Raw genomic sequence first — 18,347 nt, forward strand, 5'->3', positions numbered from 1 at the left:
CGCGGTGAGCTTCCCGATCCGCGCCATCACCCTCGATCTCGACGACACCTTGTGGCCGTTCGCGCCCATCGGCGCGCGCATCGACCGCGTGCTGCACGAATGGATGCAGGTCCACAGCCCGGTCACCGCCGCGCGCTTCGACCTGGCCGGCATGCGCGAACTGCGCGAGCGCAGCTTCGCCGACAACCCGCACCTGCATCACGACCTCAGCGCGCTGCGCCGGCTCACCCTGCAGCAGGCGTTCGAACTGAGCGGCGGCGATGTCGCCCTGGTCGAGCCGGCCTACGAGGTGTTCTACGCCGCGCGCAACGAGGTGGAGTGCTACCCCGATGCGCTGGACGCGCTGGCGCGCATCGCCGCGCGCGTGCCGGTGGCGGCGGTAAGCAACGGCAACGCCGACCTGGCGCGCATCGGCCTGGACCACCACTTCGCCTTCCAGCTCGGCTCGCGCGAACATGGCGCGGCCAAGCCGCAGGCCAGCATCTTCCACGCGGCCTGCGCCCGCCTGGGCGTGGCGCCGGGCGAGGTGCTGCACGTGGGCGACCACGTCGACATGGACGTGGTCGGCGCGCTCGACGCCGGCCTGCGTGCCTGCTGGATCAACCGCACCGAAGCAACCTGGCCGCACGCCGACAAGGTGCCGGACCTGGCGTTCGACACCCTCGCCGGGCTGGCCGACTGGCTGGACGCCCAGGCCGCGCGCGCGGCATGAGCGCCGCGCTGCCCCCGATTTCTCCCGGCGCGTGATGCGCGCCTGACGCCAAGGAAATTTCATGTCCCTGCCCCAAGGCTTCACCGCCGATACCGCCACCGCCCTGCCGCTGCATGTCCTGGACCGCGCGCACTTCGCCGCCTGGCTGGAGCGCCAGCCGCCGGCCGTGGTCGCCTGGGCGCAGGCGCAGCGCTTCGAAGCCTCGCCGGGCAGCGTGCTGCTGCTGCCGGGCGCGGACGGGCTGGCCGGCGCGGTGATCGGCGTGGGCGACCGCGAGGATGCCTACGCCTACGCGCATGCGCCCTACGCGCTGCCGGCCGGCACGGTGTGGCGCGCCGAGGGGCTGGGCGAAGCGGAGCAATCGCTGCTGCACCTGGGTTGGGGCCTGGGCAGCTACCGCTTCAGCCGCTATCGCAAGCCGACCCGCGCGCCGGCCGAACTGGCGGCCACGCCGTCGGCGGAAGTGGCCGACCTGGTGCAGGCCTGCCTACGCGTGCGCGACTGGGTGAACACACCGACCGAGGACATGGGGCCGGACCAGCTCGAAGCGGCCGCGCGTGAGCTCGCCAGCGCGCACGGCGCGCGCATCGAGGTCATCACCGGGCAGGCGCTGCTGGAAAAGAACTTCCCCACCATCCACGCCGTGGGCCGCGCATCGCACCGCGCGCCGCGCCTGATCGAACTGCAGTGGGGCGATGCGGCGCATCCGCACCTGGTGCTGGTCGGCAAGGGCGTGTGTTTCGACACCGGCGGGTTGGATCTCAAGCCGGCCGACGGCATGCGCCACATGAAGAAGGACATGGGCGGCGCGGCGCACGCGCTGGCGCTGGCCGGGCTGGTGATGGCGCGCCAGCTGCCGGTGCGGCTGACGCTGCTGGTCCCGGCGGTGGAAAACGCGGTGGGCCCGGACGCCTTCCGCCCGGGCGAGGTGATCACCACGCGCGCGGGCGTCACCGTGGAGATCGACAACACCGATGCCGAAGGCCGCCTGATCCTGTGCGACGCGCTGACCTACGCCGGCGAGGCGAAGCCGGCGCTGATCCTGGACTTCGCCACGCTCACCGGCGCGGCGCGCATCGCGCTCGGCCCGGACCTGCCGGCGCTGTTTGCCAACGACGAAGCGGTGGCGCAGGCGTGGATCGCCGCCGGCGAGCGCACGCGCGACCCGGTGTGGCGCATGCCGCTGTGGCGCCCGTACCTGCGCTACCTCACCAGCCACGTGGCCGATCTCGCCAATGCCGGTTCGCGCATGGCCGGCGCGGTGACGGCGGCGCTGTACCTGGAGCGCTTCGTGCCGGCGGGCCAGCCGTGGGCGCACCTGGACGTGTACGCCTGGAACGATGCCGAGCGCCCCGGCCGCCCGGCGGGCGGCGAGGCGCTGGCGTTGCGTTCGGCCTGGGCCATGCTGCAGGCGCGCTACGGCGGCTGAGCCGGATCAGATCGCCTGGCCGCCGGACACTTCGATCCGCTGGCCGGTGACCCAACGGTTCGCCGGCCCCAGCAGGCTGGCGACCATCGGCCCGATATCGTCCACCACGCCGACGCGGCCCAGCGCGGTCATGCCGGCGAAGGCCTGGTTGTATTCGGGCGTATCGCGCACGGCCCCGCCGAGGAAGTCGGTCTCGATCGCCCCCGGTGCCACGGCGTTCGCGGTGATGCCGCGCGCGCCGAGTTCGCGGGCGAGGTAGACCGTCAGGATCTCGATGGCGCCCTTGGCGGCGGCGTAAGCCGAGAAGCCCGGTTGCGAGACGCGGGTGAGGCCGGTGGACAGGTTCACGATGCGCCCGCCGTCGGCCAGCAAGGGCAGCAGCGCCTGGGTGAGGAAGAACACGCCTTTGACGTGGACGGCGAACAGGGCGTCGAACTGCGCCGGGGTGGTGTCGGCGAAGGCGGCCATCTCGCCGTGGCCGGCGTTGTTGACCAGATGGTCGACGTGGTCGCGGCCGAAGTGCGCGCGCAGGGTGGTGCGCAGGGTCTGGGCGAAGGCGGGGAAACTCGATACCTCGCCCACATCGAGCTGCAAGGCGATGGCGCGGCGGCCCATGGCGGTGATCTCCTCGACCACCTGGCGGGCGGCGGCTTCGCCGTGGCGCCAGGTGAGGATGACATCGCCGCCCTGGCGGGCGATGGACAAGGCGGTGGCGCGGCCGAGGCCGCGATTGGCGCCGGTGACGAGGGAAATCGTGTTCATGGCTGCACTCCTCAGGATCGTTTGGGGGGTGCGGAAAGTCTGGTCGCCGCCGCCGCGCGCGGGTTGCCTGATCCTGCGGCGGAGATGCCTGGTTCTGCGGTCATCGCGAGCGGGGTTGGTGAGCTTGCAGCTTTCGCGCGTGGCCCGTGGGCGCCTGCATTGCCTGGTCATGCGGTGGACTTGCCTGGAAATGCGGAAGGGCACCCGCATGCCGTGGTCCTCGGCTATCGTGCGCGCATGACCGCCGCCCTGCTCGATCGCGTTCGCCACTGCACGCTCGCCCACGCCGACGCGCACGGGGTGGCGCGCACGGCGATCGCCGGCCTGTCCACCATCTCGGCCACCGCGCCGGGTGAGCTGCAGTACGACATCTCCTGCCCGATGCTGGTGCTCCTGCTGCAAGGCACCAAGCAGGTGACATTCGGCTCGCACGTGGCGCGCTTCGGCGCGGGCGAGTCGCTGCTCATCACCGCCGACGTGCCCACCACGAGCCAGATCACCGGTGCCGATGCACGGCAGCCCTACTACTCGTTCGTGTTGCACCTGGACCCGGCCATCATCGCCAGCCTCGTCGGCGAGATGGACGCAGTGGCCGACGCGGCCTCGCCCGCTTCGCCCTTGCAGGTGGAGGCGACGGAAGCCGAGGTCGCCGATTGCGCGCTGCGCCTGCTGCAGCTTCTGGAACGTCCGCGCTCATTGCCCATCCTGCGCGACGGGCTGCTGCGCGAGATGCACCACTGGCTGCTGGCGGGCCGGCATGGCGCGGCCATTCGCCAGCTGGGCGCGGTCAACGGGCATGCCGCGCGCATCGGGCGCGCGGTGAAGCTGATCCGCGCGCACTACGCGCAGCCACTGCGCGTGGAGCACCTGGCCGAGGTGGCGGGCATGAGCCTGACCACCTTCCACGCGCATTTCCGCGCGGTGACGTCACTGACGCCGCTGCAGTTCCAGAAGCAGTTGCGCCTGGTGGAGGCCCGCCGGTTGATGCGCAACGAAGGCGCCATCGCCAAGCGTGCGGCGCACGCCGTGGGCTACGAGAGCGTCACCCAGTTCACCCGCGAGTACGGGCGCCTGTTCGGCCAGCCGCCGTCGCGCGACGCGCGCGATCACGCGGCCGCGCCGTAGTCCATCCGCGCAAGGTCTTCCAGCAGCGAAGGCCCGGTGGGCGTCCAGCCCAGCGTGCGGCGGGTGATCACGCTGGAGGCGGTCAGGTCGAGCCCGGCGAAAGAGGCCAGCCAGCCGAAGTACGCCGGCGCTTCGGCCGGGCTCAGCGAGACCGCCGGCACGCCCAGCCCGCGGCCGACCTGCTCGGCGATCGACCGCATCGGCACGCCTTCTTCGGCCACCGCGTGATAGCGCGCGCCCGCTTCGCCGCGTTCGAGCGCGAGCACGTACAGCCGCGCGACATCGCCCACCGCGGCCGCCGACCAGCGGTTGCCGCCCTCGCCGACATAGGCGGCGCGGCCCTGCTGGCGCGACAAGGCGACATACGGCGTGATCAACCCTTGCTTCACCGTGTCGTGCACCTGCGGCAGGCGCACGACCGAGACGTTCACGCCTTGCGCCAGCAGCGCGGCGCCGGCCTGCTCGGAGGCCACGCGCGGATGCGGGTGGGCGCTGTCGAACACGTCCTCGCTCGCGGGTACGCCCGGCGCGATGCTGCCCATGCCGACGCCGGAGGTGATGAGCAGTGGGCGTGCGGTGCCCTGCCACCCTTCGCCCAGCGCGGTGATCACGCGGCGGTCCTTCTCGCAGTTCTCGGCGAAATGCGAGAAGTCGTGATCGAAGGCGGTATGCACGATGGCATCGGCCCGCGCGGCACCGGCGCGCAGGCTGTCGAGGTCTTCCAGCGTGCCGAAGTGCGCCTGCGCGCCGGCTTCAGCCAACTGCCGGGCACCGGCTTGAGAGCGCGTCAGGCCGATCACCTCGTGGCCGCGGGCGAGCAATTCGGGCAGCACGTGCGAACCGATGAAGCCGGTGGCGCCGGTCAGGAATACGCGCATGGGAAAGCTCCGTTTGGTGAGGCGCGTTTTATCCCACTACACTGGTTTACCGGTAAGTAGTGACATCATCGTGGTATGGCCACTAACAGGCTCCCCTTGCGCGAAGCGACCGACGGCATGCTGGGTGCGTTCCTGCGCGACTGCCGCGCGCGGCTCGACCCGGCCGCGTTCGGCTTCAGCGCCACGCGGCGCCGCACGCCGGGCCTGCGGCGCGAGGAAGTGGCGCAGCGCGCGCATATCAGCCCGACTTGGTACACGTGGCTCGAACAGGGTCGCGGTGGTCCGCCTTCGCCCGAGGTACTGGAACGCATCGCCACGGCGCTGATGCTCACCGAACGCGAGCGCGAGCACGTGTTCCTCCTCGCGCTGGGCCATCCCCCGGAAGCGCGCTTCCACGGCGCGGACGAAGTGACGCCGCGCCTGCGCCGCGTACTCGACGCGTTGGGCGACACGCCGGCCATCGTCAAGACCGCCACTTGGGACGTGGTGGCCTGGAACCGCGCGGCGGCCGCGCTGTTCACCGACTACGGCCAGTTGCCGCGCGAGCAGCGCAACATCCTGCGCCTGATGTTCTCCAGCCCGCGGGTACGCGCCGCCCAGGACAACTGGGACAGCGTGGCCCGCTCGGTGGTGCGCTCCTTCCGCATCGATGCCATGCGTGCCGGCGCCAATGCCGAGATCGCGCAGTTGGTGGCGGAGCTGTGCGCTCACAGCGCGGAGTTCGCGGCGCTCTGGCAGGACCGCGGGCTGCCGGACGAGCGCGCGCACGCCAAGCGCATCCATCATCCGCAGGTGGGGACCATCGACCTGGAGATTTCGTACTTCGCGGTGGACGGCCGGCCCGACCTGGCGATGGTGGTCTACCACCCGGTTGATGCCGACGCCGCCGCGCGCGTGCGCGCGCTGGCCGATGCGCGCCTGAAGGCCGGCGGCTAGGCGACGGTCAACCGCGCCCCGGCACGCGCGCCGCCACCGGCGCCACCAAGGCATACGAGGCCGCGCCCTGCGACCAGTAGCGCGCGTGCAGGCCATCCTCGGTGCGCTCGCCGGGGCGCAGGCGTGGCGCCAGCGGTCGCACGTACAGGGCCACGCGGCTACCGGCCGCGTCTTCGTACACCAGCATTGCCGCGGCGCCCTCGGGCGTGGAGAGCAGGCGCCCGCCGCGCGCGCGCAGGCCTTGCGCGCGCAGGTCCGGCAGCGCCACCGCATCGTGGAACTGCGTGGCCAGCCAGGCGCGCAGGCGGGCTTCGTCGGCCTCGCCGTCGCGGTATTCGAGCGCGGCGTCCTGGGTGGCAAACAGGCGGTACGCGGCCATCGCATCGGCCATGGGCGGGCGTTCGGCGCGAAGGCGTGCATCGTGCAATTGCCAGCCGCCCCAGCCGCCGGCGCCCAGCGCCAACACGCAGGCGGCCGCCATGCCCATCCAGGTGCGCTGGCGCGCGTGGCGACGCCGGCGCAGCTGTGCCGGATCCAGCTGCGCCTGCAGCGGCACGCGTTCGGTCCATGCCCACGCGGTCCGCAGGGCGGCGGCATCACGCCGCCACGCCGCCACGCGCGCGGCATCCTCGGGGTGGTCGCGCAGCCACGCCTCGACCTCGGCGCGCGCGGCGGCGTCCAGCTGGTCATCGACATAGGCGTGCAGGCGCAGGTCGCGCTCGGTCGCGTCCATGAGCAGGTTCATTTGATTCTCCGCAGCGCGGGCGCAAGAGGGGCCTGACCTTCGCCGAGCGCGCGCAGGCGTTCGCGTGCGCGCGACAGGCGCGACATGACCGTGCCGATCGGTATGCCCAGGGTGTCGGCGGCCTGCTGGTAGGTGAAGCCTTCCACCGCGACCAGCATCAGCACGGCGCGATGTTCCGCCGGCAGCTCGCCGAAGTGGCCCAGCAGGACGCGCTCCCCATGGATCTGCTCCGGGGAGGGCGCCAGCGGTGGCGGGCTGGCGGCGAGCAGGCCCAGCAACCGCTGCCAGCGCCGCGCCCGGCGCGCCTCGTCGATGAAGCGCCGGTAGAGGATGGAGAACAGCCAGGCCTGCAGCGCCTGGTCGTCGCGCCGGGCGTCCCAGCCGCGCAGCGCGCGCTCCAGTGCGGATTGCACCAGGTCATCCGCGGCGGCGGGGTCGCCGGCCAGCGAGCGGGCGAAGCGCCACAGGCGCGGCAGCAGCGCGCGCAGGCGGTCGTCATCGGCGGTGGCATCTCGCAGGGGCATGGGGGGCGATGGCGGATGGGGACAGGGGTGGGACGTCCCGGCGCGGAGATTATTCCCCGGCTTCACGCCACGAAGCGTGGAATAGATCGCCTGCCCGTGCGTCTGACCGGGTATGCCCGCCCCGGAGCCCCGCATGTCCGCGCCATCCCCCGCCCCCCGCCCCACCCGTTACCTGCCACTGCTCGGCATCGGCGCCCTCGTCGCCGTGCTGGCCGCGGCCTTCGCCTGGACCGCCGGCTGGATCGGCGGCGGGCGCCTCACCGCCCAGCGCATGACCGACGGCATCGAGGCCGGCAACAAGCAGCCCTATCCCGGCTACCGCCGGGCGCACAGCAAGGGCGTGTGCGTCACCGGCACTTTCCACGCCAGCGGACAGGCCACGGCGCTGTCCAAGGCCCGCGTGTTCCGGCAACAGGACGTGCCGGTGATGGGGCGGCTGTCGATCGGCGGTGGCGATCCGCACGGTGCGGACAACAGCGCGCGCGTGCGCAGCATGGCGCTGCTGCTCACCACCGACGACGGCCAGCAGTGGCGCACGGCGATGAACAGCTTTCCGTTCTTTGTCGTCGCCACGCCGGAAGGCTTCGCCGCGCAGGGCGAGGCCGCGCGGCCGGACCCGGCCACCGGCAAGCCGGACCCGGCGAAGATGGCCGCGTTCCTCAAGCAGTATCCGGAGGCGGCGAAGTTCCTGGCCTGGGCCAAGAGCGCGCCGTGGCCGGACAGCTGGGCCAACACGCAGTACAACGGCGTCAACGCTTTCCGCCTGATCGACGCCGATGGTCACGCGCGCTTCGTGCGCTGGTCCATGCGGCCGCAGGCGCCGTTCCGCGAAATGGACGCGGCCCAGCGCGAGCAGGCCGGCGCGGATTTCCTCTCGCGCGACCTGCAGCAGCGCCTGGCGCAGGGCCCGTTGCGCTGGGACATGGTGATGACGCTGGCCCATGCGGGCGATCCGGTCAACGACGCCTCGCAGCCGTGGCCGGACGACCGCGAGCAGGTCGTGGCCGGCACGCTGGAACTGACCGCCGCGCAGCCGCAGGAACAGGGCCAGTGCCGCGACATCAACTACGACCCGCTGATCCTGCCCGACGGCATCGCCGGGTCCGACGACCCGATCCTGGCCGCGCGCTCGGCGGTGTACTCGCAATCCTTCAACCGCCGCGAGCGCGAGATCGCGCACGGGAAAGCCCCGGAAGCCACCGGCCAGGAGCAGGCGAAATGAATACCTCCGCGCATTTCAACCTCACCGCGCGCGTGCTGCACTGGCTGATGGCGGCAATGATCCTGGCGATGCTGTTCATCGGCGTGGGCATGGTGGCGTCGATCTCGCAGCGGCCGTGGCTGATCGACCTGCACCGGCCGCTGGGCATCGCGATCCTGCTGCTGGTGATTGTGCGGCTGGGCAATCGCCTGCGCCACGCGCCCCCGCCGCTGCCGGCGGACCTGCCGGCGTGGCAGGCGTTCGCCGCGAAGGCCTCGCACTGGGTGCTGTACGGGCTGATGTTCGCCATGCCGCTGCTGGGCTGGGCGACAGTGTCGGCCGCGGGCTACCCGGTGACGATGTTCGCCGGGTTCCAGCTGCCGCCGATCGCACCGCACGACGCCACGCTGTATGCGTGGCTGCGCGACGCGCATGGCTGGCTCGCCAGGTTGTTGTTCGCCACGGTGCTGCTGCACTTGTCCGCGGCGCTGTACCACGCGTGGGTGCGCAGGGATGGCGTGTTCCAGGCGATGGCGCGGGGTGGGCGCGGCAACGGCGAGGCGTAGACCGCCCCCCATGGCGACGTCATGTCGGCACACCTCTCCCGCGTCACGTCCCCGCTCCGGAGCGAGCGCTTCAGCGCAGCACCTGCTCCACGTCGTCCACGTCCACGCCCTGCATCTGCCCCAGCCAGGCATCGAACCAGGGCTTGTGCGAAACCCCCACGATGCTCAGCACGCGCGCGCCCGGCTGTTCGCGCACCACCTGCAGCACGTTGGCGACCATGCGCAGGTTGCGAATCTCCCAGCCGCTCACCCACATCTGCGGGTAGTGCTCGGCCGAGACGGCGCGCAAGGCCGCATTCGCGTTCACCTCGGCGTACACCTGCAGCGATGACGGCTGGTTGATCGCCCGGTAGATCGACAGGTAGTCGCCGGCCTTCGCCCAGTTCGCCTGCGCTTTCTCCATGTCGTCCAGCTGCGTGCGCCCGGCCTTCCACGCGGCTTCCATCTGCCGGCCGAAGGTCTGGCGATCGGCCACGCGGATGTTGTCGCCCGTATGGTCGTCCACCTGGTAGACGCGCTCCAGTCCCAGGCGGGCGGCGAGGCGCGCGGCGATCAGGTAATCCTCGTTGCGGATCTGCGCGGTCTGGCGCAGTACGTCCACCAAGGCCTCGTCCAACCCATCGCCGGTGTGGCGCTCGGCGTCGGGCAGGCGTAGCCATTGCACGTAGGCCGACGCGCGATCGTCGGCGGCCAGGAACTGGCTGGCGAGTTGCCGGCGCTGCGCGGGCGTGGGCGCGGCGGGCCAGGCGGCCAGTGCGCGATCGACGGCCGCGACCGCCGCCGGGATGTCCAGGCCCGTGGCCGCGCGCGCCTTCTCCACCACCTGGGTGCCGCAATAGTCCTCGCCGTAGATCGCGGGATGGCGCGCGGCCATGTCGCACTGCTCGCCGCTGATGTCCTCGATGGTGATGAAACCCGGCTTGAAAGCGGCGAGGCGGTCGAGCACCGGGTCGAGGGCTTCGGGCTTGAACGCCGGCTGCTCGCGCAGGTGCACCGTCCCCAGCACGAGCACGCGCGTGCGCGGGCCCGTCATGCCCTCGTCGAGGCGGGTGAGGTCCACGGCCTGGGCGGCCAGCGGCAGGCCCAGCGCGAATGCGAGGGCGGCGCAACGCCATGCGGGTGTCATGACAGCTTCCTGTAAGGGTGTCGCGCGATTCTCGGCAGCCGCCCACACGCGGCCATGTGCCGATGGGACGGGTGCCGGAAGGCAGGGGCTCAGCGCAGCAGCAAGCCCGCGATCTGCACCGCGCCCTGGGCGAACAGCGCCAGCAGCACGACGTAGGTCACCGCCACCGCCTGGAACTGCACGCGCGGGCGCAGCGGCAGGCCACGACCGGCGGCGGTGAAGCCCAGCCGGCCCACGCCCAGCACGCAGCGCGGCCACCAGTCGATGCGGCGGATGCCCACCGCGGCCAGCAACTGCGGCTGCGTTTGCGCCAGCCGCAGCAGCGCGCGGTGCGCGAACATCACGTTGACCGTCGCCAGCACCGACAACAACGCCAGCAGCCCCCGGTACTCCCGCAGAAACGCTTCAAGGCCCATCGATACGTCGCCCACGCTGGCAGGCGCCCAGCCTACCCGTTCCGCTCAGCGGGGTGTGTCGATGCCGCGCCCGGTCGCGGCCCAGTAGAGGGCGCCGTACAGGTGGCCCAGGTACAGCGCATCGTCGTAGGCTTCCGGCGGATGCCCCAGCGCGGTGGCGAACACGCGGCCGCCTTCGAACACGTGGTACCACGCCACCGGATGATGCCGGCCCATGCCCTGGGCGACCTGGCCCGGCCAGATCGCGGTCGGGTCGTAGCTGCGCTCGTCCACTTCCATCACCACGTGCAGGTCGTCGCTGTAGGGCGGGTCGTACTCGTACCACTCGTCGCTCCACAGCCAGCGCTTCGGCAGGCCGGCGGTGGCCGGGTGGGTCGGGTCGATGACGTCCACCATCGCGGTCTGCAGGTAGGGATGGGTGCGGAAGGAACGGCCGATCATCCGGTCGTACCAGTCCCAGTCGCCCCGCTTGATGGCGAAGGCCTTGTGCACGGCGACCACGCCGCCGCCGGCGCGCACGTACTTCTGGAAGTTCGCGCGGCGCTCGGGGTCCAGGTCGCTGGCCGGCGAGTTGAGCAGCACGATCGCCTGGTATTGCGAGAGGTCGCCGTCGAACGCACGCCCGTCCCAGTCCCACGTCAGCGCGAAATCATGCCGGCGCGCCATCCGCTCGAACTGCGGCTTGGCCACCGGGATGTAGTCGTGGTGGTACTTGTTCGGAATGGCGGCCACCAGCACCTTGAATTGCTGGGCCAGGGCGGGCGCGCAGGCGAGCCAGAGGCAGGCCAGTAGCATCCAGCGCTTTGCGATCATCGGGCACTCCCGCATGAGGTGGCCCGCAGTCTAGCCAGCGAGGCCGCGCCGCGGCTGGGGCAGGCGGAATTTTCATGGCTGCCGCGCGGGACGGCATAGCGCCGCTACAGCCAGCCCTTCTGCCGCGCCAGCCGATAGGCCTCGATGCGGTTGGCTACGCCGAGCTTGCCGATGCACTCGGAAAGATAGTTGCGCACCGTGCCGTGCGAGAGCCCGAGCAGCTCGGCGATCTCGCTGGCCGAGCGGCCCTCGCCGGCCAGGCGCAGCACGCCGCGCTCGCGGTCGCTGAGCGGATCGGCCTCGGCCCAGGCTTCGGCGGCCAGCTGCGGATCGATGGCGCGCCCGCCGCGCGCGACCTGGCGCAGCGCATCGGCCAGCTGTTCGGCCGGCGCGTCCTTCAACAGGTAACCGCCCACGCCGGCATCCAGGGCGCGGCGCAGGAAGCCGGGGCGCGCGAAGGTGGTCACGATCACCACGCGCACCGGCAGGCCCTGGCGCTGGATGCGCTGCGCCAGCTCCAGGCCGGTGAGCCCGGGCATCTCGATGTCGGTGACCAGCACGTCCGGCCGAAGCCGCTGCAGCTCGCGCCACGCGCTTTCACCGTCGCCGGCGCTGCCGACCACGGTGATGTCCTCTTCCAGGCCGAGCAGCGCGGCCAGCGCGCCCCGCAACATGGCCTGGTCCTCGGCCAGCAACACGCGGATCATCGCGCCCGTCCTCTCATGGCATGGCGCGCACGGTAGCAGAGCCTCACGTGGGCGTGGGCTCGGCGGCCGCGATACCCGCACGCGGCCACGGCAGGCGGGCCTGCAGCTCGGTGCCGGCGCCCGGGCGCGCGTCGATGCGCAGTTCGCCGCCGAGCGCGCGCAAGCGCTCGCCCATGCCGTGCAGGCCGTTGCCGGGCACGATGTCGCCGCCGCGGCCGTCGTCGCGCACGCGCAACAGCACGTGCTCGCGCGTGCATTCCAGCGCGATCCATACCTGCCGCGCGCGGGCGTGGCGCTGCACGTTGGTGACCGCCTCGCGCACGGTGAGCGCCAGCGCGGTCTCCAGCGTGGAGGGCAACGGCAGCGCCGGCGGCGTGTAGTGCAGCACGATCTCATCGCTCTCCAGGAGCAGATGCGCCGAGGCCAGCTCGGCCACCAGCTCGGCGGCGCGGATGCCGGTGACGGCATGGCGCACCTGCGCCAGTGCGTCGCGCGAGACCCGCGCAACCTCGTCGATCTCGCGCCGCGCGGCGGCCGGGTCGCGTTCCACCAGCCGCCCGGCGAGGTCGGCCTTCAACGCCACCAGCGACAGCGTGTGGCCGAGCAGGTCGTGCAGGTCGCGGCCGATGCGCTCGCGCTCGGCCACGCCGGCGAGCCGGCGCACTTCGTCGTGGCTCAGCCGCAGCGCGATATCGGCCTGGGTGCGGCGCTGGATGCTGATGTTCATCAGGCCGACCGCCAACCCCACCATCAGTACGCTGAAGAGATAGATGAGCGGAAAACCGAGCCACAGCCACACCAGCGCATAGGCGCCGAGCACGCCGACCATCCACAGCACCGCGCCCTTGGGGCGCGCGACGAACGCCAGGAACGCGCAGGCGTAGACGAGGTAGCCCTGCGCCCCGGGATTGAACGGCGTCAGCGCGAACCCCAGCGCGGCGATGCCCAACGCGCAGGCCAGCAGGTGCGCGCGGCTGCGGTAGTACGCATGGCGGTACAGCACCAGGAATGCCGCATAGCTGGCCAGCGTGGGCCACAGCCAGTCGCGGAATGCCGGGGCACTGAACAGTGGCGTGAGGAAGATCCACACCGACCACGCCAGCATCAACAGCGGGAACCAGGTGCGCCCGTGCGAGCCGCCCGCATTGCGCAGGCCGACGAGGGAATCGGGCGCGGGTTCCAGGAAGGCGGGCATGGCCAGGGTCCGGATCATTCGCGGCGCAACCGGCGCTGCGCCAGCGCCAAGCATAGCGCCGCGATCGCCAGCGGCACGGCCACGTGCGTCCACGCCGCGCCTTGCGCCGGCAGCCCCACCGCCAGCCGCGCCAGCTGGCCGAGGTGCCACGCCGGCCACAGCGGTGCCAGCGCCGAGAACACCGGCGGCAGCACCGACAGCGGCATCCACAGGCCGGACAACAGCGACATCGGCAGGTACACCAGGTTGACCACGGCCGGCGCCGCATTGGCGGGCACGAAGCTGCCGACCAACAGGCCGATGCCGCAGAACGGCCAGGCGGCGAACACCGCCACCGCCAGCAGCGCGGCGGCCTGCGTGGGGGGCATCCGCACGCCGCCGCAGAGCATGCCGGCGGCGAGCAGCAGCGCGGCGATGGCGAGTGCGAACACCGTCGCCATCGCCACCCGCGCGAGCAGCCACGCGGCGGGGGGCGTGGGCAGCGCACGCTTGAGCGTGAGCAGGCCGCGCTCGCGGTCCAGCGCCAGGCCCACGCCAAAACCGAACAGGCCCGGCGCCATCGCCCCGAAGACGGTATAGCTGGCGAGCAACGGCAACGCGCCCTGGCCATGGCCGAGCAGCACGCCGAACATCAGGTAGAACACCAGCGGGAACGCCAGCGACGGCACCACGAAGGCCGGCGTGCGCACCACGCGCAGCAGTTCGCAGCGCGCTTCGGCCAGGTAGATCGGCCACTGCGGGGCCAGAGTGGGGGAAGTGTTCATGCCGCCTCCGTGGTGCGGGTGAGATCGAGGAACGCGTCGGCCAGGCCGGCGCGGCGGACTTCAAGCGCCGATAGCGAGGGATCGGCCGCGAGCAGGCGGGCCACCACCGGCTCGGCCGGCTCGGCGCTGATCTCCAGCCCGGCGCCTTGCACCGCCACGGCCTCCACGCCGGGCCAGCGCGCGATGTCCTCGGCGGCCAGCACGGTGCGGCAGCGCACCGCGGCCCGCGCCACGCGGCCGCGGATCGCGTCGATGCCGCCGGACGCCACCACCGTGCCTTCGCGCAGCACCGTCACCTGCCCGGCCAGTGCCTCGGCCTCCTCCAGGTAGTGCGTGGTCAGCAGCACGCCGCAGCCCTCGGCGACCATTTCGCGGATCGATTCCCACAGCCGCTGCCGCGCCTCGATGTCCAGGCCGGTGGTGGGTTCGTCGAGGAACAGCACGCGCGGGCGCCCGCAGATCGCCAGGGCGAACTGCACGCGGCGCTGCTGGCCGCCGGAGAGCTGGCCGTAGCGGCGCGCGTGGATATCCTCCAGCCCCGCCAGCGCGATGCAATCGGCGACGCTGCGCGGGGAGGCGTAGTAGCGGCGGGTGAGATCGAGCAGCTCGCGCACGCGCAGCATGTCCGGCAGGCCGCAGGCCTGCAGCATCACGCCCACGTCCTGGCGCGCACGGCGGTCGGCCGCGTCGATGCCGGACAGCTGCGCCTGGCCGGCATCGGGCCGCAGCAGCCCGAGCAGCAGGCCGACGCTGGTGCTCTTGCCGGCGCCGTTGCCGCCGAGCAGCGCGACGACCTGCCCGGCCTCGACCGTGAGGTCGACACCGCGCAGTGCGTGCCGCGCACCGAAATGCTTGTGGACGCCGCGCAGGCAGGCAAGCGGCGCGGAAGGGACAAGGGACATGAGCGGCTCCGAGGGTGGACGCCGCCAGCATCCGGCCGCGCGCCCCGGCCGGGCAGTCACCGCTGTCAGCCATCGTCGATGACAGCTGTCACTGGCCGCATGCCACGCCGGCGGGGCATGCTGCGCCCCGGTCGCATGGCGCCGGCCGCCCGCAAAGTGACTTTCGGCAACTTGCACCGCGGCGCGCCGGCGGTCACATTCCGTCCCATTCCCCGTCCCGTGTACATGATGAACACCTCCGCTGATCTGCTGAAGGAACTGAAGATCGACCGCAAGGCGCCGGCTGGGCGCGAGCCGCCCTCGCGGCGTGGCCTGTGGATTGGCCTGGGCGTGGGCCTGGTCGTGTTGCTGCTGGCCGCCGGCGCGTGGGCGCTGTTCGGGCGCAAGGCCGCGGTGGAAGTGCGCACCGCGCCGGTCGTGGCGATCGCCGCCGGCGGCAGCAGTGCCTCGGTGCTGGATGCCTCCGGCTACGTGGTGGCACGGCGCATGGCCACGGTGTCGGCCAAGATCACCGGCAAGGTGCGCGAAGTGAAGATCGAGGAAGGCATGCGCGTGGAGGAGGGCCAGGTGATGGCCACCCTCGACCCGATCGACGCGGACGCCGCGCGCGCGCTCGCCGATTCGCAGGTGGCCGCCGCGCGCAGCCAGGTGGAAAACGTCTCGGCGCAGCTCAGGCGCGCCGAGGCCGATGCCACCCGCCTGCAGACGCTGGTGGGCCAGCAACTGGTCTCGCGCTCGCAGTACGACGAGGCCGTGGCGCTGCGCGATGGCCTGCGCGCGCAGCTGTTGACCGCCCAGCGCAACGTCAAGGTCGCCGGCAACAACCTGTCCATTTCCGACCTGGGCGTGGACAACACCATCGTGCGCGCGCCGTTCTCCGGCGTGGTGACGGCCAAGGCCGCGCAGCCGGGCGAGATCGTCTCGCCGCTGGCGACCGGCGGCTTCACCCGCACCGGCATCGGCACCATCGTGGACATGGAATCGCTGGAAGTGGAGGTCGAGGTGGGCGAGGCCTACATCGGCCGCGTGCAGCCGAAGATGCCGGTGGAGATCGTGCTCAACGCCTACCCGGACTGGAAGATTCCCGGCGAGGTCATCGCCATCATCCCCACCGCCGACCGCGGCAAGGCCACGGTGAAGGTACGCGTGGCGATGAAGGTGAAGGATCCGCGCATCGTGCCGGAGATGGGCGTGCGCGTGAGCTTCCTGGAGGAGGCCAAGCCGGCCCAGGCGCAGCAGCCGCAGGGCGTGCGCGTGCCGGGTGGCGCACTGGTGGAGCGCGAAGGCGCGACCGCCGCGTTCGTGGTCGGGGAGGACAACCGCGTCGCGCTGCATCCGGTGAAGACCGGCCTGGCGATGGGCGACGACCGCCAGGTGCTGTCCGGCCTGACCGCCGGCGACACCGTCGTGCTCGACCCGCCGCCGGCGCTCAAGGACGGCGACAAGGTCAAGCTCGCCGGCGCCGAAGCCGAGTAACCGCCGCCCGCCGCACCGCCGTTGCCTCAGCCGTTGCTTTAGCTGTTGCCTCAAGCAGTCGTTTTCACCGTTGCCCGAACATCGCGGTTGCGTGGGACGGGCGCGCCCTGTCGATCCGGCCACGCGCCGTTCGTCTGCTGTAAGCATCCGCCCGCTTGGTCGAATCACCTTGCATCCGCCGCATTCATAGAGGAAAGCCCATGTCCACCCTGGTAACCCTGCGCAACGTCACCAAGACCTATCAACGCGGCCCCGAGAAAGTGCAGGTGCTGCACGGCATCGACCTGGAGATCGAACGCGGCGACTTCGTCGCGCTGATGGGCCCGTCCGGCTCGGGCAAGACCACCCTGCTCAACCTGATCGGCGGGCTGGACAGCCCCACCGGCGGGGAGATCGAGATCGAGGGCGAGCGCATCGACCGCCTCAGCGGTGGCCAGCTCGCCAGCTGGCGCAGCCACCATGTCGGCTTCGTGTTCCAGTTCTACAACCTGATGCCGATGCTCAACGCGCAGAAGAACGTCGAGCTGCCGCTGCTGCTCACCCACCTGGGCGCGGCGCAGCGCAAGCGCAACGCGGAAATCGCGCTGACCCTGGTCGGCCTGGCCGACCGTGCCAACCACCGCCCGAACGAATTGTCCGGCGGCCAGCAGCAGCGCGTGGCCATTGCCCGCGCCATCGTCTCCGACCCGACCTTCCTGATCTGCGACGAGCCGACCGGCGACCTGGACCGCCACAACGCCGAGGAAATTCTCAAGCTGCTGCAGCAGCTCAACCGCGAGCACGGCAAGACCATCATCATGGTCACCCACGACCCCAAGGCGGCCGAGTACGCGACGCACACCATCCACCTGGACAAGGGCGAGCTGGCCGACGCGCCCGCCGCGCACTGACCGGGGGATGCCATGAAATATCTCTCGCTCGTGTGGGCGCAGCTGTTCCGCAGCAAGACGCGGACGCTGCTGACCCTGTTCTCGGTGATCGTGGCCTTCCTGCTGTTCGGCCTGCTCGACTCGGTGCGCGTGGCGTTCACTTCCGGCGGTTCGGTGGAAGGCGCCAATCGCCTGGTGGTGGCCTCGCGGCTGTCGATCACCCAATCCCTGCCGGTGCGGCTGGAGTCGCAGATCCGCAGCATCCCCGGGGTGCGCGATGTCACCTACGCGATGTGGTTCGGCGGCATCTATCGCGACCCGAAGGATTTCTTCCCCAACTTCTCGGTGGCGCCGAACTTCTTCGACGTCTACACCGAGTACGACGTGCCGCCGGACCAGCTCAAGGCGTTCCAGAACACGCGTACCGGCGCGGCCGTGGGCGAGGCGCTGGCCAAGAAGTTCGGCTGGAAGGTCGGCGACACGATCCCGCTGCAGGCCACGATCTTCCCGCGTGGCGGCAGCAACGACTGGCCGCTGGAGCTGAAGCTGATCTTCCGCGCCAAGGACCGCGCCAACGTGCAGGCCGAGAACCAGCTGATGATGAACTGGAAATACTTCGATGAGTCCAACGACTACATCAAGAGCCAGGTCAGCTGGTACACGGTGAAGCTGGCCAACGCCGACCAGGCCTCGCGCGTGGCGCAGGCGATCGACGCGCTGTCGGCCAACTCCGACCACGAGACCAAGACGCAGACCGAGTCGGCGTTCCAGCAGGCCTTCATCAAGCAGTTCGCCGATATCGGGCTGATCGTCACCTCGATCATGGGCGCGGTGTTCTTCACGTTGCTGCTGCTCACCGGCAACACCATGGCCCAGGCGGTGCGCGAGCGCATCCCGGAACTGGCCACGCTCAAGACGCTCGGCTTCAAGGACGGCACGGTGCTGGGCCTGGTGATGTTCGAATCGGTGCTGCTGGTGGTACTGGGCGGCCTGCTCGGCATGGCGCTGGCCTCGCTGGCGATTCCCGGGCTGGCCAAGGCCTCCGGCGGCGCGCTGCCGGTGCACTTCGTGCCGGTGCAGACGTGGGTGGTCGGGCTGGTGCTGATGGTCGGCATCGGCGTGGTGGTGGGGCTGCTGCCGGCGCTGCGCGCACAGCGGCTGAAGATCGTCGACGCGCTGGCCGGACGCTGAGGAGCCCACA

Annotated in this window: 20 protein-coding genes; 9 read left to right on the forward strand and 11 right to left on the reverse strand. The window is 71.5% G+C overall.

From position 1 onward, the window contains the following. Positions 1–4 precede the first annotated feature (4 nt). Positions 5–712 (forward strand): HAD-IA family hydrolase, encoded by a 708-nt coding sequence (locus P6166_RS00095; protein ID WP_277762507.1) that lies wholly within the window; start codon positions 5–7, stop codon positions 710–712. A 61-nt stretch (positions 713–773) separates the two neighbouring features. Next, positions 774–2,141 (forward strand): leucyl aminopeptidase family protein, encoded by a 1,368-nt coding sequence (locus P6166_RS00100; protein ID WP_277762508.1) that lies wholly within the window; start codon positions 774–776, stop codon positions 2,139–2,141. A 6-nt stretch (positions 2,142–2,147) separates the two neighbouring features. Here P6166_RS00100 and P6166_RS00105 read toward each other — a convergent pair whose 3' ends face one another. Then, positions 2,148–2,903: an SDR family oxidoreductase gene (locus P6166_RS00105; RefSeq protein ID WP_277762509.1), complete on the reverse strand. Its 756-nt coding sequence runs from the start codon at positions 2,901–2,903 to the stop codon at positions 2,148–2,150. Positions 2,904–3,140: 237 nt separating this feature from the next. On the opposite strand from P6166_RS00105, the gene P6166_RS00110 reads away from it, so the two are divergent. Next, positions 3,141–4,028, forward strand: a complete 888-nt coding sequence (locus P6166_RS00110) for an AraC family transcriptional regulator (protein ID WP_277762510.1) — start codon at positions 3,141–3,143, stop codon at positions 4,026–4,028. Here the strand turns inward: P6166_RS00110 and P6166_RS00115 are convergent. Further along, positions 4,010–4,906: an SDR family oxidoreductase gene (locus P6166_RS00115; protein WP_277762511.1), complete on the reverse strand. Its 897-nt coding sequence runs from the start codon at positions 4,904–4,906 to the stop codon at positions 4,010–4,012. The two genes, P6166_RS00110 and P6166_RS00115, sit on opposite strands and share 19 nt — an antisense overlap. Before the next feature lie 96 nt (positions 4,907–5,002). Between P6166_RS00115 and P6166_RS00120 the strand changes: the two genes are divergently transcribed. After that, entirely contained in the window at positions 5,003–5,842 is an 840-nt protein-coding gene (locus tag P6166_RS00120; protein WP_345781842.1) for a helix-turn-helix transcriptional regulator, read from the forward strand. A 7-nt stretch (positions 5,843–5,849) separates the two neighbouring features. Here the strand turns inward: P6166_RS00120 and P6166_RS00125 are convergent, their stop codons facing one another. Both P6166_RS00125 and P6166_RS00130 read right to left on the reverse strand, forming a co-directional pair. Beyond that, positions 5,850–6,587: an anti-sigma factor gene (locus tag P6166_RS00125; RefSeq protein ID WP_277762512.1), complete on the reverse strand. Its 738-nt coding sequence runs from the start codon at positions 6,585–6,587 to the stop codon at positions 5,850–5,852. Beyond that, the gene (locus P6166_RS00130) at positions 6,584–7,111 is read right to left on the reverse strand and encodes an RNA polymerase sigma factor (RefSeq protein WP_277762513.1); all 528 of its coding nucleotides are present in this window, start codon (positions 7,109–7,111) and stop codon (positions 6,584–6,586) included. Before P6166_RS00130 ends, P6166_RS00125 begins: the two co-directional genes overlap by 4 nt. A gap of 133 nt (positions 7,112–7,244) precedes the next feature. Here P6166_RS00130 and P6166_RS00135 point away from each other — a divergent pair, with 133 nt between their 5' ends. Beyond that, positions 7,245–8,333 carry a catalase family peroxidase gene (locus P6166_RS00135; protein WP_277762514.1) on the forward strand — a complete coding sequence of 363 codons (1,089 nt, stop codon included), beginning with the start codon at positions 7,245–7,247 and terminating at the stop codon, positions 8,331–8,333. Next, on the forward strand, positions 8,330–8,878 hold the full coding sequence (locus P6166_RS00140; RefSeq protein ID WP_277762515.1) for a cytochrome b: 549 nt from the start codon (positions 8,330–8,332) through the stop codon (positions 8,876–8,878). The genes P6166_RS00135 and P6166_RS00140 overlap by 4 nt, the downstream gene beginning before the upstream one ends. Before the next feature lie 70 nt (positions 8,879–8,948). On the opposite strand, the gene P6166_RS00145 is transcribed toward P6166_RS00140, so the two are convergent. The 7 genes from P6166_RS00145 to P6166_RS00175 all read right to left on the reverse strand — a co-directional run bounded on the left by P6166_RS00145 (position 8,949) and on the right by P6166_RS00175 (position 14,801). Continuing rightward, entirely contained in the window at positions 8,949–10,004 is a 1,056-nt protein-coding gene (locus P6166_RS00145; protein ID WP_277762516.1) for a DUF5694 domain-containing protein, read from the reverse strand. A gap of 89 nt (positions 10,005–10,093) precedes the next feature. Next, positions 10,094–10,420, reverse strand: coding sequence for a hypothetical protein (locus P6166_RS00150; RefSeq protein ID WP_277762517.1), 327 nt, complete (start codon positions 10,418–10,420; stop codon positions 10,094–10,096). Between the two features lie 45 nt (positions 10,421–10,465). Further along, positions 10,466–11,233, reverse strand: coding sequence for a ThuA domain-containing protein (locus P6166_RS00155; RefSeq protein WP_277762518.1), 768 nt, complete (start codon positions 11,231–11,233; stop codon positions 10,466–10,468). Between the two features lie 104 nt (positions 11,234–11,337). Beyond that, positions 11,338–11,940 carry a response regulator transcription factor gene (locus tag P6166_RS00160; RefSeq protein ID WP_277762519.1) on the reverse strand — a complete coding sequence of 201 codons (603 nt, stop codon included), beginning with the start codon at positions 11,938–11,940 and terminating at the stop codon, positions 11,338–11,340. Between the two features lie 43 nt (positions 11,941–11,983). After that, positions 11,984–13,135: a sensor histidine kinase gene (locus P6166_RS00165; RefSeq protein WP_277762520.1), complete on the reverse strand. Its 1,152-nt coding sequence runs from the start codon at positions 13,133–13,135 to the stop codon at positions 11,984–11,986. 14 nt (positions 13,136–13,149) lie between these two features. Beyond that, a complete protein-coding gene (locus P6166_RS00170; protein ID WP_277762521.1) occupies positions 13,150–13,899 on the reverse strand; it encodes an ABC transporter permease in 750 nt (249 codons plus the stop codon). Continuing rightward, positions 13,896–14,801 carry an ABC transporter ATP-binding protein gene (locus tag P6166_RS00175; RefSeq protein ID WP_277762522.1) on the reverse strand — a complete coding sequence of 302 codons (906 nt, stop codon included), beginning with the start codon at positions 14,799–14,801 and terminating at the stop codon, positions 13,896–13,898. Before P6166_RS00175 ends, P6166_RS00170 begins: the two co-directional genes overlap by 4 nt. A 228-nt stretch (positions 14,802–15,029) precedes the next feature. Between P6166_RS00175 and P6166_RS00180 the strand changes: the two genes are divergently transcribed. From P6166_RS00180 to P6166_RS00190, 3 genes are all read left to right on the forward strand, one after another. Further along, positions 15,030–16,277 (forward strand): efflux RND transporter periplasmic adaptor subunit, encoded by a 1,248-nt coding sequence (locus tag P6166_RS00180; RefSeq protein WP_277762523.1) that lies wholly within the window; start codon positions 15,030–15,032, stop codon positions 16,275–16,277. A 200-nt stretch (positions 16,278–16,477) separates the two neighbouring features. Next, positions 16,478–17,167 carry an ABC transporter ATP-binding protein gene (locus P6166_RS00185; protein ID WP_277762524.1) on the forward strand — a complete coding sequence of 230 codons (690 nt, stop codon included), beginning with the start codon at positions 16,478–16,480 and terminating at the stop codon, positions 17,165–17,167. Between the two features lie 12 nt (positions 17,168–17,179). Continuing rightward, a complete protein-coding gene (locus P6166_RS00190) occupies positions 17,180–18,337 on the forward strand; it encodes an FtsX-like permease family protein (RefSeq protein ID WP_277762525.1) in 1,158 nt (385 codons plus the stop codon). Positions 18,338–18,347 lie beyond the last annotated feature (10 nt).

The organism is Stenotrophomonas sp. HITSZ_GD (assembly GCF_029543105.1).
In the GTDB taxonomy this organism is placed as follows: domain Bacteria; phylum Pseudomonadota; class Gammaproteobacteria; order Xanthomonadales; family Xanthomonadaceae; genus Stenotrophomonas_A.

Excerpts from the sequence above, each read along its gene's own strand:
- P6166_RS00100 (WP_277762508.1), top strand. The coding sequence starts at position 774 with ATGTCCCTGCCCCAAGGCTTCACCGCCGATACCGCCACCGCCCTGCCG.
- P6166_RS00105 (WP_277762509.1), bottom strand. The coding sequence starts at position 2,903 with ATGAACACGATTTCCCTCGTCACCGGCGCCAATCGCGGCCTCGGCCGC.
- P6166_RS00110 (WP_277762510.1), top strand. The coding sequence starts at position 3,141 with ATGACCGCCGCCCTGCTCGATCGCGTTCGCCACTGCACGCTCGCCCAC.
- P6166_RS00115 (WP_277762511.1), bottom strand. The coding sequence starts at position 4,906 with ATGCGCGTATTCCTGACCGGCGCCACCGGCTTCATCGGTTCGCACGTG.
- P6166_RS00125 (WP_277762512.1), bottom strand. The coding sequence starts at position 6,587 with ATGAACCTGCTCATGGACGCGACCGAGCGCGACCTGCGCCTGCACGCC.
- P6166_RS00130 (WP_277762513.1), bottom strand. The coding sequence starts at position 7,111 with ATGCCCCTGCGAGATGCCACCGCCGATGACGACCGCCTGCGCGCGCTG.
- P6166_RS00135 (WP_277762514.1), top strand. The coding sequence starts at position 7,245 with ATGTCCGCGCCATCCCCCGCCCCCCGCCCCACCCGTTACCTGCCACTG.
- P6166_RS00140 (WP_277762515.1), top strand. The coding sequence starts at position 8,330 with ATGAATACCTCCGCGCATTTCAACCTCACCGCGCGCGTGCTGCACTGG.
- P6166_RS00145 (WP_277762516.1), bottom strand. The coding sequence starts at position 10,004 with ATGACACCCGCATGGCGTTGCGCCGCCCTCGCATTCGCGCTGGGCCTG.
- P6166_RS00150 (WP_277762517.1), bottom strand. The coding sequence starts at position 10,420 with ATGGGCCTTGAAGCGTTTCTGCGGGAGTACCGGGGGCTGCTGGCGTTG.
- P6166_RS00155 (WP_277762518.1), bottom strand. The coding sequence starts at position 11,233 with ATGATCGCAAAGCGCTGGATGCTACTGGCCTGCCTCTGGCTCGCCTGC.
- P6166_RS00160 (WP_277762519.1), bottom strand. The coding sequence starts at position 11,940 with ATGATCCGCGTGTTGCTGGCCGAGGACCAGGCCATGTTGCGGGGCGCG.
- P6166_RS00165 (WP_277762520.1), bottom strand. The coding sequence starts at position 13,135 with ATGCCCGCCTTCCTGGAACCCGCGCCCGATTCCCTCGTCGGCCTGCGC.
- P6166_RS00170 (WP_277762521.1), bottom strand. The coding sequence starts at position 13,899 with ATGAACACTTCCCCCACTCTGGCCCCGCAGTGGCCGATCTACCTGGCC.
- P6166_RS00175 (WP_277762522.1), bottom strand. The coding sequence starts at position 14,801 with ATGTCCCTTGTCCCTTCCGCGCCGCTTGCCTGCCTGCGCGGCGTCCAC.
- P6166_RS00180 (WP_277762523.1), top strand. The coding sequence starts at position 15,030 with ATGAACACCTCCGCTGATCTGCTGAAGGAACTGAAGATCGACCGCAAG.
- P6166_RS00185 (WP_277762524.1), top strand. The coding sequence starts at position 16,478 with ATGTCCACCCTGGTAACCCTGCGCAACGTCACCAAGACCTATCAACGC.
- P6166_RS00190 (WP_277762525.1), top strand. The coding sequence starts at position 17,180 with ATGAAATATCTCTCGCTCGTGTGGGCGCAGCTGTTCCGCAGCAAGACG.